General features: G+C 60.8%; 8 protein-coding genes and 2 pseudogenes (1 of these 10 running past the window's edge). 4 read left to right on the top strand and 6 right to left on the bottom strand.

What is annotated here, in order from left to right; all coding sequences use genetic code 11:
- The 3 genes and pseudogenes from hrpB to H4I97_RS17145 all read left to right on the top strand — a co-directional run.
- On the top strand, positions 1-1,726 hold the 3' portion of the coding sequence (hrpB, locus tag H4I97_RS17135) for an ATP-dependent helicase HrpB (RefSeq protein ID WP_182305799.1). The gene continues 734 nt to the left of window position 1, outside the view; 1,726 of the gene's 2,460 nt are visible here — the last part of the coding sequence; its start codon lies beyond the left edge, outside the window; the stop codon is at positions 1,724-1,726.
- A gap of 37 nt (positions 1,727-1,763) precedes the next feature.
- Positions 1,764-3,064, top strand: a pseudogene (locus tag H4I97_RS17140) (ActS/PrrB/RegB family redox-sensitive histidine kinase).
- Positions 3,065-3,140: 76 nt separating this feature from the next.
- Entirely contained in the window at positions 3,141-3,731 is a 591-nt protein-coding gene (locus tag H4I97_RS17145) for an ActR/PrrA/RegA family redox response regulator transcription factor (protein WP_182305800.1), read from the top strand.
- A 7-nt stretch (positions 3,732-3,738) separates the two neighbouring features.
- On the opposite strand, the gene H4I97_RS17150 is transcribed toward H4I97_RS17145, so the two are convergent.
- Positions 3,739-4,227, bottom strand: a complete 489-nt coding sequence (locus tag H4I97_RS17150; protein WP_182305801.1) for an MmcB family DNA repair protein — start codon at positions 4,225-4,227, stop codon at positions 3,739-3,741.
- A gap of 174 nt (positions 4,228-4,401) precedes the next feature.
- On the opposite strand from H4I97_RS17150, the pseudogene H4I97_RS17155 reads away from it, so the two are divergent.
- A pseudogene (locus H4I97_RS17155) lies at positions 4,402-5,066 on the top strand (L,D-transpeptidase).
- Between the two features lie 82 nt (positions 5,067-5,148).
- Here H4I97_RS17155 and H4I97_RS17160 read toward each other — a convergent pair.
- The 5 genes from H4I97_RS17160 to hslV all read right to left on the bottom strand — a co-directional run bounded on the left by H4I97_RS17160 (position 5,149) and on the right by hslV (position 12,556).
- The gene (locus tag H4I97_RS17160) at positions 5,149-7,320 is read right to left on the bottom strand and encodes a malate synthase G (RefSeq protein ID WP_182305802.1); all 2,172 of its coding nucleotides are present in this window, start codon (positions 7,318-7,320) and stop codon (positions 5,149-5,151) included.
- Between the two features lie 110 nt (positions 7,321-7,430).
- The gene (locus H4I97_RS17165; RefSeq protein ID WP_182305803.1) at positions 7,431-9,434 is read right to left on the bottom strand and encodes a hydantoinase/oxoprolinase N-terminal domain-containing protein; all 2,004 of its coding nucleotides are present in this window, start codon (positions 9,432-9,434) and stop codon (positions 7,431-7,433) included.
- 129 nt (positions 9,435-9,563) lie between these two features.
- Positions 9,564-10,475 carry a DUF1402 family protein gene (locus tag H4I97_RS17170; protein WP_182307697.1) on the bottom strand — a complete coding sequence of 304 codons (912 nt, stop codon included), beginning with the start codon at positions 10,473-10,475 and terminating at the stop codon, positions 9,564-9,566.
- 183 nt (positions 10,476-10,658) lie between these two features.
- Positions 10,659-11,957: an ATP-dependent protease ATPase subunit HslU gene (gene hslU / locus H4I97_RS17175; RefSeq protein WP_182305804.1), complete on the bottom strand. Its 1,299-nt coding sequence runs from the start codon at positions 11,955-11,957 to the stop codon at positions 10,659-10,661.
- 38 nt (positions 11,958-11,995) lie between these two features.
- On the bottom strand, positions 11,996-12,556 hold the full coding sequence (gene hslV, locus H4I97_RS17180) for an ATP-dependent protease subunit HslV (protein ID WP_182305805.1): 561 nt from the start codon (positions 12,554-12,556) through the stop codon (positions 11,996-11,998).
- Between the last annotated feature and the right edge of the window lie 9 nt (positions 12,557-12,565).

Raw genomic sequence — 12,565 nt, forward strand, 5'->3', positions numbered from 1 at the left:
CCTCGTTACACCTCTTTACGGAAACCTGACGCAGAAGGAACAGGATGAGGCGATACGGCCGGCCCCTCCGGGCACCCGCAAGGTCGTTCTTGCCACGTCGATCGCCGAAACCTCGATTACCATCGACGGCGTGCGGATCGTGATCGACAGCGGGTTGCAGCGGCTTCCCGTCTTCGAGGCCTCGACTGGAATCACCCGGCTTGAGACTGTTCGCGTCTCGCGTGCCTCCGCAGACCAAAGGGCAGGACGCGCCGGCCGGACCGAGCCCGGCATCGCGATCCGTCTCTGGCACGCGGGACAAACCGCCGCCCTTCCCGCCTTCACCCCGCCGGAGATTCTGGCAAGTGACCTCTCTGGCCTCGTTCTCGACATGATACACTGGGGCGTCCAGGACCCCGACATGCTCTCCTTCCTCGACCCTCCTCCGGCTGCCGCTCTCCAGGAAGCACGCACGATGCTGACGCTGCTCGAAGCGATTGATCAGCAGGGACGACTAACGGCGAAGGGGCGGGCGATGCGTGACCTCGGCCTGTCACCCCGTCTCGCAGCAATGGTGATTGCGGCGGCCACCAGCGGACACGGGCGCAAGGCGGCCATGCTTGCGGTTCTCCTCACTGAACAGGGACTCGGCGGAGCGGGCATCGACCTCGACGAGCGTCTGCGCAGGTTTGCAGCTGATAACGGAACACGTGCCTCGGCGGCACGAAAGCTCGCAACCCGGATCGCCGGGAATATCGGCTGCAAAGCAGATTCCGAAACTTTTGCGACGGCAGGGCAGCTGTTGCTCCACGCCTTTCCCGACCGTGTGGCGCTGCAGCGTGGCGGCCGTGGCCGCTTCGTCATGGCGAACGGACGCGGTGCCGAAATCTCCGGTATGGAAGAACTTGCCGGCGCGAAAATGCTGGTTATCGCCGATCTCACGGGACGGGCGGCACAAGGACGGGTTCTCGCCGCGGCAGAGGTCAGCCGTGCCGACGTCGAGGAACAACTCGCGGACACAATCAGACGCAGCCAGGAATGCTTCTTCGACGCTGGGAGCGGTAAGGTTCGCGCTCGACGGGTCGTTCGACTTGGCGCGATCCTCCTGGAGGAATCACCCTTACCGAAGCCTTCGGGCGAAGCGGCGGCCGATGCCCTCGTCGCCGGCGTGAGGCAAAGCGGAATCAGTGCCCTTCCCTTCTCGAAGGAAGGCACGCAGTTGCGCCAAAGGATCGGCTTTCTCCATCGGACATTGGGGGAGCCGTGGCCGGATGTCGGCGACGACGCGCTGGCGGCGCGGCTTGATGAATGGTTTACGCCTTTCCAGCGTGACGTGCTCGGTCTCGATCAGATCGATCCAGGCGGCCTGACCGAGGGCCTGCGTATATTGGTCCCGCATGGCATGCAGCGTGACCTCGATCGACTGGCGCCGACCCACTTTCGCGCGCCCACCGGACAGAACCACCCGATTCATTACGGCGGTGACGAACCGAAGGTGTCGATGCGCGTCCAGGAGCTTTTCGGGCTTCGCCAGCACCCCACGATCGGTGGCAAGCTGCCGTTGCTGCTCGAATTGACCTCCCCCGCGCACAGACCGATCCAGACGACCCGCGACCTGCCGGGATTTTGGGCCGGCTCATGGAAGGACGTGCGCGCCGATATGCGCGGCCGATATCCAAAGCATCCTTGGCCCGAGAACCCCGAGGATGCGGAGGCAACGACACGGGCAAAACCCCGTGGTACCTAAAGCACAAACGACACACGAGAAACCGAGGGCGAAGAAAATGGTCGGGGCTGAGATCGAAACCCTAATGGCGCCGTCCAGCCGACGGCTGCGGCTGCAGACGCTCGTGCGGCTGCGGTGGGTCGCCGTGCTGGGGCAGACTGTTACCGTGCTCATTGTCGCTTTCTGGCTGCAGTTTCCGTTACCCGTCCTCGCTTGCGTACTGCTGATCGGTGCACTCGCAGTGGCCAATGCCTTACTGGCCGCCGCTTTCCCTTCGACCCACCGATTGGAGCCGCTCTCTGCCTTCGCGGTGCTCGGCCTCGACCTTCTGCAACTCGGTGCGCTTCTCTTCATCACCGGAGGTCTGGCAAACCCCTTCTCCCCCTTGATCTGTGTGCCTGTCATCATCTCATTCGCGTCACAGCCGCCAAGGCACTCTCTCGCGCTTTTGACACTCGCCATGGCGACCATCACCGCTCTCGCCTTTTCGCCCTTTCCGCTTCCCTGGTATCCGGAGGAGACACTGAAGATCCTGCCGGTGATGCAGGTCGGAACCTGGTTCGGCATCGCCTCAATGATGGGCTTTGCGGCCTTTTATGCCTATCGTGTTTCCCAGGAAGCTTCCTTGCTCGCAGACGCGCTTTCCGCGACGGAACTCGTGCTGCAGCGGGAAAAGCACCTTTCGCAGCTCGACGGCCTGGCCGCAGCGGCTGCCCATGAACTCGGCACGCCGTTGGCGACCATCAGCGTTGTCGCGCGGGAGATGGAAAAAGAGCTCGGCGAAGACGAACGATTCGGCGAGGACGTCCATCTCTTGCGAAGCCAGAGCGAACGCTGCCGCGATATCCTTCGGCGACTGACGACGCTGCCCTCCGCGAACGAAGCACACATGAGCCGCCTACCCCTGTCCTCCATGATCGAGGAGGTCCTGGCCCCCATCGCGAGTTCGGCATCAAGCTCGAACTCGTCGAAAAGGCTGACCGCGCAACAGAGCCGGTCGGCTTGCGCAATGCCGGCATCCTCTACGGCCTGGGCAACCTGGTCGAGAATGCTCTCGATTTCGCCAGGAGCAAAGTCACGGTGACGGTCGGTCACGACAGCGACAAGGTGTCGATCGTGATCGAGGACGACGGTCAAGGCTTCTCGCAGGACATTCTGCAGCGGATCGGTGAGCCCTATGTCAGCAGCCGTGCGCGCGAAAATCGGGCCGGTGGCCTCGGCCTCGGCCTCTTCATCGCGAAGACGCTGCTCGAGCGCTCGGGGGCGAAATTGCACTTCGAAAATCGTAGCGACCAATCGGGTGCCCGGATTTCGATCGTCTGGCCGCGGCGCCTGATGGACGCCGCAGCCACAAAATGACTTTACCGTCCATGCATAAGTGTCCATAACGCAAGGGCAAGTTTCGACCAGAATACCCCTGCAGGGATGTCAGCTCATGACTGAGAATGCTCCATCCAACGCTCAGAGCCCCTCGGGCAATGCAACAAGCGAGGCGCTCGGACCCGATCCCAGCCTTCTGATCGTTGACGACGACGTGCCGTTTCTACGCCGTCTGGCGCGCGCCATGGAATCGCGAGGGTTCGCCGTTGACATCGCAGCGTCGGTTGCCGAGGGCATCGCGAAGTCGAAAGCTGCGCCGCCGAAATACGCAGTTGTCGACCTTCGCCTCGGAGACGGTAACGGTCTCGACGTTATTCAGGCGATAAGGGAACGGCGCGACGACACCCGAATTGTGGTGCTCACCGGCTACGGCAACATCGCCACAGCCGTGACCGCGGTAAAACTCGGTGCGCTCGACTATCTGGCGAAACCTGCCGACGCGGACGACATATACCACTCTCTCACCCAGCGCCCTGGCGAGAAAGCCGAAGTGCCGGAAAATCCGATGTCTGCCGATCGTGTCCGGTGGGAACATATTCAGCGGGTCTACGAGAACTGCGAACGCAATGTCTCGGAGACGGCACGGCGGCTGAACATGCATCGTCGAACCCTGCAACGCATCCTCGCGAAGCGCGCACCGAAGTAGCGACCGACTACGACTCGACGCTCTGCCTCGAGGCGGCCCACTCCGCCATCATCAGGCGCTGTGCGGCCGTCCTGGAGAAATTCAGCATCATTGACTTGCGGGTCGCCGGAGCCAGGCGGTGTTCGGGCGCATCGCGGACGATATGCGCACCATAGCCGTCGGAAAGCAGGAGTCCACAATCCTCCGGAAAGATGTCCAGCGGCACCTCGCCATGTGTGGCGAAGAACAGGCGATCGCAATGCGCTCTGTAATCCGGCCATTTCCGGTCGACGCGGAAATCCTCGATCGAGGACTTGATTTCGATAATCCAGAGCTCCCCTTTTTCAGATAGGCTCACCAAATCTGCACGCCGGCCACTCGACAGCGAAAGTTCGGGCAATACGGCCTGGCGCATCTCGCTCAAAAGTACCTGTACTCCACGGCGGACGAGCAGTGCCCGCTCCGACTGGCGCCCGTCGATTAACGGGTTGTTAATGGCGATCGAAAGAATGGTCATTGATACCGCCCGTCGGGAACAAAGGCATGTTGCAAAAAAGCAATGCCGAGTCATTTTGCAGCGCCAAACAGATTTGGCGCCGACGGCACTCTTGCCAAGACCAGCTTAATTCAAAATAAACCATATTCAAAGATGGTTGGGCTGACCATCATCCCCGCAAAAGACGAGTTCTCCATGCGCCTCCGCAATGCTCTCACTGTGTTCGGTTTCGTGGCCACGATGGCCCTCACCGGCTGCTCCACGACGTCCGAATCCGGCAAGCCCGGAACCGAAACGGCAACGGCAAAGATCTTCAGCGATTCCTATGGCAAAGTGACCGACGCGGGCTATGCCCTCCCGGCGATCCCGATCGAAAAGCTGAACAAGAAGTTCCACCGGCAGATCGTTTCCTATCAGACGAAGGAAAAGGCGGGAACGATCGTCGTCGATACCCGCGAACGCTTTCTCTACTACGTGCTGCCGAACGGCAGGGCGATCCGCTACGGCATCGGCGTCGGTAAGCAGGGCTTTGCGTGGCAAGGCGAAGCCTATATCGCTTGGAAACAGGCCTGGCCTACCTGGCATCCCCCAAGGAAATGGCCGCACGCAAGCCGGAAGTCGCCAAGTATGTCGAGGATGGCATGGAGCCCGGCGTCCGTAATCCGCTCGGTGCACGCGCCCTCTACCTCTTCAACGACAAAGGACAGGATACGTTGTTCCGTCTCCACGGCACCCCGGAATGGGCCTCGATCGGAACCGCCGCGTCTTCCGGCTGCATCCGCCTGATGAACCAGGACATCATGGATCTCTATGATCGCGTGCGTCCCGGCAAGGCTGCACGGGTCGTCGTTCTCCAGTAAGGTTCTGCGAAAGAACCGTTGCCATACAAATGCGAAAGCCGCCGGCATATGCCGGCGGCTTTATTTTGTTCGGCGTATCGATTCAGGCGGTAAGTCTCGCCTTGAGTTCCCGCCGCCGCCGGTGCAGGACCGGCTCCGTATAGCCGTTCGGCTGTTCGCGCCCCTTGAGAACAAGATCGAGCGCGGCCTGGAAGGCGATCGACTCATCGAAGTGACCGGACATCGGCCGATAAGCCGGATCATCCGCGTTCTGGGCATCAACGACAGCCGCCATCCTTTTCATCGTCTCGACGATCTGCTCGCGGGTGGCGACTCCGTGGTGCAACCAGTTCGCCATGTGTTGTGCCGAAATGCGGAGGGTCGCGCGGTCTTCCATGAGACCGATGTTGTTGATGTCCGGCACCTTTGAGCAGCCGACCCCCTGGTCGATCCAGCGGACGACGTAACCCAAAATCCCCTGGGTGTTATTATCCAGTTCGCGCTGAATTTCTTCCGGCGTCCAATTCGGACGGACGGCAACGGGAACGGATAGAATGTCGGAAAGTTTGGCGCGCGGCCGAGCTTTAAGCACGTCCTGCACATCGGCAACGTTGACGTGGTGATAGTGCGTCGCATGCAGCGTCGCTGCTGTCGGCGAGGGAACCCAGGCGGTATTGGCGCCGGCCTTCGGATGCGCAATCTTCTGCTCGAGCATCGCCGCCATCATGTCGGGCATGGCCCACATGCCCTTGCCGATCTGTGCACGGCCGGAAAGGCCGCAGGCCAAACCTATATCAACGTTCCAGTTCTCGTAGGCAGATATCCACGTCGCCTGCTTCATGTCACCCTTGCGGATCATCGGCCCGGCCTCCATCGAGGTGTGGATCTCGTCGCCGGTACGGTCGAGGAAACCCGTGTTGATGAAGACGACACGGTCCTTGGCAGCGCGGATGCACTCCTTCAGGTTGACCGTCGTGCGACGTTCCTCGTCCATGATGCCCATTTTCATCGTGTTGGGCGACATGCCGAGCACTTCTTCCACGCGCCCGAATATCTCGCAGGCGAAGGCAACCTCATCGGGACCGTGCATCTTGGGCTTAACGACGTACATGGAGCCCTTGCGGGAATTCATCCGCCGACCGCCGGGGCCGACATCGTGAAGCGCGATCAACCCGGTAATCAACGCATCCATGATGCCCTCCGGAATCTCGTCGCCATTTCGGTCCAGGATCGCCGGGTTCGTCATCAGATGACCGACATTGCGCACAAGCATGAGCGAGCGACCGGCGATAGAAACCGGGCTGCCGTCAGGTGACGTGAACTCGACATCCGGATTGAGCCTGCGTGTGAAGGTCCTGCTCCCCTTCGTAACTTCCTCGGTCAGATCCCCCTTCATCAGGCCAAGCCAATTGGAATAGACGACGACCTTGTCCTCCGCGTCGACCGCGGCGACCGAATCCTCGCAGTCCATGATCGTGGTGATTGCCGATTCGAGGCGTACGTCATTGATGCCGGCCGGATCGCTCTTGCCGATCATACCCGAGCGGTCGATGACAATCTCGACATGAAGGCCGTTTCTGCGCAGGAAGATACTTTTTGGTGCCTCCGCCGCGCCGGTATATCCGACAAACTGCCTCGGCTCCTTCAGAGCGGTCTGGCGACCTTCGCTCAGGCCGACGGAAAGGATCCCGTCATTAAAGGCAAGGGACGTGACCTCCGACCACTTCCCTTCCAGGAGGGGCGCGGACGCGTCAAGTAGGTTGCGCGCCCATGCGATGACCTTCTCGCCGCGAACGGGATTGTAGCCTTTGCCTTTCTCAGCCCCACCGTCCTCTGGAATCGCATCGGTTCCGTAGAGCGCGTCATAGAGCGAACCCCAACGCGCGTTGGCGGCATTCAGGGCATAGCGGGCGTTCATGACCGGCACGACAAGCTGTGGGCCGGCGATCTCGGCGATTTCCGGGTCGACATCGGCGGTCGTCACCGAGAAATCGTCTCCCTCCGGAAGAAGGTACCCGATATCGCGAAGAAATTGCTCATAGACGCCCATGTCGGTCGGCGCGCCGTTTTTCCGGTACCAAGCGTCCAACTTCTCCTGGAGCTCGTCGCGTCGTACGAGAAGCAGGCGGTTCTTTGGTCCGAGTTCATGCACGAGCGCCGAAAAGCCGGCAAAAAAGCGTTCCGGATCCACCGTGGTTCCGGGAAGGGCCTGCGTTACCAAAAAATCATACAGACTCTGATCGATGGACAATCCGTGGCTCTGGACGCGGCCCATTGCATTCTCCTTACTGCGTTTGCTGCTCAGGCATGGCGCACAGGATCGCGTATTCGCATCCCTTGTCAATTATGCATAAGTGACAAATATTCTTTCCGATAGAGAAACAGTCAGTCGACCGCGACGGGCGGCCGGCCGACTGCACGCGCAACGATACGGGCCTCAATCAGGCGTCGCCTACCCTCGATTTCGGGCGCCTCGACGCTTTCTTCCATGACAACGAGCGTCGCACTGGCTCCGTTGGCGGCAACACGTTCGCGAACGACAGTGTCGGCCCGGCGCCTCGCCTCGGCGAACGCCTCCTCCTGTTCGGTCAGTCGTAGGCTGTCACCGCAACCGGACAATATGAAGAGACCTTCTTGCGGCGATGTCACGAGGACTTCCGCCGACATCTGTACCTGCCCCACCACCGCGCCAATGGCATTTGCCACATCGGAATCCACAGGGATTGAGACGGCGGATGAGAGAATTTCAGCGATTTCCGGATAGTAGACCCGTGCCGAAGCACCGAGGCCCACAAGGGGACGGTCGAGCGCGAGACCGAAGCGGACGATACCGTCCTTGCCAGAGAGAGCGCGATCGATCAGAATCGATCTCGCGGGATCAACCTCAGCCAGATCGTCCTCGGCAAGGCAGGTACCGAGGACGATTTCCGCCGACCGCCGATGCAACCTCGCGACAACACGGCCAGCAAGCTCCTCCGTGGATTCCGCGATCGGACGTCCCGTGCCGTCCTTCGTCCGCAGTGCAAGTCTCAGGCCGAGCTCGGCCGCTTTCCGCTCCCATTGTTCCTGCCGCCCCAAGAAATGCATAGCATCCGAAGGCGTTATACCGCAGAGATGGACGAGCCCCCTCGCCACCAGCCGATCGAGAACGGCACCCTGTGCAGTCGACGTCAGAAGTTGGTCGAGCGGAACCGGCTTGTCACCGACACGAGCAAACAGGTTGGCATCCTGTGGCTGAAGGCCGGCGGCCAGGCCTTCCGGAACGCCTGTGCGCACCACAAACCGGCCATCGTGACGGCCCGGGTGGACATTCCGAAGCTGCCGTTCAAGCGCATCGAGCACGATGTCACCGTGAAGTGCGGCGGCGAGGCTGAGCGGTACGAGGCGTCGCGGCCCGAGTTCGATCTTCGCGGTCAGGCCGCGCTCGTCGATCCGCACCTCGGAATCGCCGCCGAGACCGTAGGTACGCATCGCGACCGCTTCCACCATCGTACGGTGACCGCCAACGACGGCGCCATCCGCATCGAGGCGCGGCTTTCCCCCGTCGAGGATGGCGACATCAGTCGTCGTGCCGCCGATATCGGAGACGACGGCATCATCCAGGCCTGTGAGATAGCGCGCGCCGACCAGGCTCGCCGCCGGGCCCGAGAGGATCGTCTCGATTGGGCGCAGCCGGGCCTCCGCCGCAGAAATCAGTGCACCATCGCCGCGCACCACCATCATCGGTGCGGAAATTCCGCGCTGCTTCGTAAACGTTTCGCAGCTCCCGATCAGGCGATCGATCATGGCGACAAGGCGCGCGTTGAGCAGGGTCGTCAGCGCACGCCGCGGACCACCCAGTTTTGACGACAGTTCGTGGCTGCAGGTAACCGGCAGGTCGGTAACAGCGCGGATGCGGTCTCGGACACGGATTTCGTGGGCGGGATTGCGGACCGCGAAATAGCCGGCGATCGCGAACGAAGACACGGTCTGTCCAAGTTGCGTCAGTGCATCCTCGAGAGGACGCATGTCCAGCAGGTTTTCGTTGCCGTGGGTATCGTGTCCACCGGGGAGGAAGACCACGGGGTCGGTCCCCAGCGCCTCGAACAGACCGTCTCGCTTGAGGTCGGCGGGCTCGAAGCCGATCATGACCAGGCAGGTTCTACCGCCCTGCCCCTCGACCAGAGCGTTCGTCGCGAGCGTAGTTGACAGCGAGACGAGACCGATAGCACTAGCCGCAACACCGGAAGAGCGCAGGACTTCATCGACGGAAGCCGAAATCCCGATAGCAAGGTCGTGACGCGTCGTAAGCGCCTTCGCCTTGGCCAGAAGCCCATCCACTTCGGTGAAAAGGACCGCGTCGGTGTAGGTTCCACCGGTGTCGATGCCGAGCAGTACTGACATGGTCAACGGCGCTCCAAATGCCTGTCAAAGAAAAAGGTGCCCGGATCCGTCGGTTCCGGCTGCAAAGTCGGCCTGACAAATGACAAGTTTTTACGGGAAAGCCAAGACGTCTGCAGACATCTGTGACCGTCCGGCTCAAAGCAGCGCCCTGAGCTCCGCCAGACGATCGTTCACCAGCCAGCCGTAATAGTTTTCCTCCGGCAGAACGACGCCGCCTGCCGCGTTCTTGCGGGCAAGAGCCTGCGCCCGGCCGAGCGAGTTGCCGACATTGAACAAGGTGGCCGTGATGCCCGGATTGCGGGAGATGTCCATACCGGCAATCGATCGATAGTCATCGATTGATTTCCGGATAATTGCCGCCATGAAAGCAAGCGATATATCCGGATCCATGATGGCCTTGTACACACCGGCCGCATCACTCGCGTGGAGCTTCGGATAACCGGATTTCTGAGCGACGAAGTCCGTAAGCATCAATGCCGTCAGCGGATTGATCTGGCCGAGGCCAAACGTCTGGCCCGCATAGAAAGGCTGGAAAAACACAGCACTGAAGCGATTGTTCGGGTAACTTATGCCGCCAACCGAATGTCCGCGGAACGTCTTCTCCCAGACAAGCTCGCGGCACGACCACAGGCGATAGGAATCTGAAAAACCGTTGCACTCCGAGAACTCGGGACGGTTCACGAAATCCTCGATCGATTCGTCCTCATAACCGAAGCGGAAACTGCTGCCTGCGTACGACGCTGCCTTGACGTAATAGCTCTGGAGGCGGTCGTAAGCATCGACGTTATAGGTATGCTCTCCGACAATGGCGCCGACGATATGGATCGGATCGATGTCGTAGTCGGCCGCCGTAGACTTGATCTTCGCGATCAGCTGCCGATCGGAAGAAAGGAGATCCCGGACCTTCTCGTATTTCAGATCAAAGGTGGTCTTCCCGGCCTTCGTGCGCCTCACGGATGCGCCCGGGATCGAGGGTTGTTCGGCGTGGCGATTCCCTTCCGGAACGAGGACGACACCGGCGAGCGCCGATGTCGGCGCCACCAGCATCAGAGCTACGATGACTGCCAGAAAGAGCCGCACCACGATCCGCCTGCCCCATTGTTGTTACGCAAGGTCGGAGGTCGACCTCTCTGCGGCTGCTCCTCTATAAGGCGCAGCCTTCCTTGTCGACCACCGCATTAACCATCTCTGGTTCACCGTTTCCGGAAATAACACAGAGATGCACAAAGATCACAGGATATAGCGAGAGAGATCAGCGTCGGCGGCTATATCACCCACGTGTTCGCGTACGTAGCCTGAGTCGATCATGATGGACTGCCCACCCCGATCGGGCGCATTGAACGAAATATCGTCCAACACGCGTTCCATGACCGTCTGCAGCCGTCGGGCGCCGATATTCTCCACCGACGTGTTCAGGTGAACTGCAACATCCGCCAGGGCATCGATCGCATCCTCGGTGAAGTCGAGATTCAACTCCTCCGTGGCCATCAGTGCCCGGTATTGGCGGATGAGGCTCGCCTCCGTCTCCGTCAGGATTCGGCGAAAGTCCTCCTTCGTCAGCGGCTTCAGTTCGACGCGGATCGGCAGACGTCCTTGCAGTTCGGGTAGGAGATCGGACGGTTTTGCGACGTGGAACGCGCCGGACGCGATGAACAGAATATGATCCGTTTTGACCGGCCCGTACTTGGTGGACACGGTCGTACCTTCAACCAGCGGCAGCAAGTCTCGCTGGACCCCTTCACGGGAGACGCCTGCGCCGATCCCACCGTCGCGCGCGGCGATCTTGTCGATCTCGTCGAGGAACACGATCCCGTCGTTCTCGACCGATTTTACGGCTTCGCGCTGGATCAGCTCATTGTCGATCAACTTGTCGGATTCGTCGCGGATCAGTTCCGGATAGGAGTTCTTGACCGTCGTGCGGACCTTCTTAGTTCGGCCCCCCATCGCCTTCCCGAACATCTCCGACAGATTGAGAATTCCGACGTTTGCTCCGGGAATTTCGAAGCCGGGCATACCGCCGCCGGTATCGGCAACCTCGATCTCGATCTCCTTGTCGTCGAGAAGGCCGTCACGCAGCTTCTTGCGGAAGCTGTCGCGCGTAGCCGGGGACGCCGTGGAGCCGACTAGCGCGTCAAGGACACGCTCTTCCGCGCTTGCATGGGCTTTTGTCTGGACTTCGGCCCGCTTTTTCTCACGCACCAGTCCAATGCCGACTTCAACGAGATCGCGGATGATCTGCTCGACGTCGCGGCCCACGTAGCCCACCTCGGTGAACTTCGTGGCTTCGATCTTGATGAAGGGAGCGCCGGCGAGCTTCGCCAGTCGCCGGGAGATTTCGGTCTTGCCCACGCCCGTCGGCCCGATCATCAGGATGTTCTTCGGCATGACTTCATCACGAAGGCTCTCATCGAGCTGCTGGCGGCGCCACCGGTTGCGTAGGGCGATCGCAACGGCGCGCTTCGCCTCATGCTGTCCGATGATATAACGGTCGAGTTCGGAAACGATCTCGCGGGGAGAGAATGTTGTCATAGCCCTTTTCCGTAAAATGATGGCTTGAATAGGTGAGCTCAGGTGTCGCTTGCAATCGTTTCCACGACGACATTGCCGTTCGTGTAGACGCAAATCTCCGCCGCGATCGCCATTGCGCGGCGGGCAATATCCTCGGCGGACAGCTCGGTTTCCATGAGCGCGCGCGCGGCCGCGTAAGCATAGTTGCCGCCTGATCCGATGGCGATCGTGCCGTGCTCCGGCTCCAGGACATCTCCATTTCCCGTGATCGCCAGAGTTACCGATTTGTCCGCAACCAGCATCATCGCTTCCAGATTACGCAGGTACTTGTCCGTCCGCCAGTCCTTGGCCAACTCCACCGCCGCCCGCATCAATTGACCCGGATACTGTTCAAGCTTTTTTTCGAGCCGCTCCAGCAAAGTGAAGGCATCTGCCGTCGCACCCGCAAAGCCGGCGATCACATCACCCTTACCGATCCGCCGCACCTTTCGGGCGTTACCCTTCATGACGGTCTGGCCGAGGCTGACCTGTCCGTCGCCGGCCATGACGGCGACGCCACTCTTGCGCACAGTGATGATGGTCGTGCCGTGCATAGTGCCGTAGGGATTATGTTCGCTCATCTTGGAAAC

This window comes from Ciceribacter thiooxidans (assembly GCF_014126615.1).
Classification (GTDB): Bacteria; Pseudomonadota; Alphaproteobacteria; order Rhizobiales; family Rhizobiaceae; genus Allorhizobium; species Allorhizobium thiooxidans.

What these genes read in the sequence shown, in the direction of transcription:
- H4I97_RS17145 (WP_182305800.1), top strand. Translation starts at nt 3,141, where the DNA reads ATGACTGAGAATGCTCCATCCAACGCTCAGAGCCCCTCGGGCAATGCA.
- H4I97_RS17150 (WP_182305801.1), bottom strand. Translation starts at nt 4,227, where the DNA reads ATGACCATTCTTTCGATCGCCATTAACAACCCGTTAATCGACGGGCGC.
- H4I97_RS17160 (WP_182305802.1), bottom strand. Translation starts at nt 7,320, where the DNA reads ATGGGCCGCGTCCAGAGCCACGGATTGTCCATCGATCAGAGTCTGTAT.
- H4I97_RS17170 (WP_182307697.1), bottom strand. Translation starts at nt 10,475, where the DNA reads ATGCTGGTGGCGCCGACATCGGCGCTCGCCGGTGTCGTCCTCGTTCCG.
- hslU (WP_182305804.1), bottom strand. Translation starts at nt 11,957, where the DNA reads ATGACAACATTCTCTCCCCGCGAGATCGTTTCCGAACTCGACCGTTAT.
- hslV (WP_182305805.1), bottom strand. Translation starts at nt 12,556, where the DNA reads ATGAGCGAACATAATCCCTACGGCACTATGCACGGCACGACCATCATC.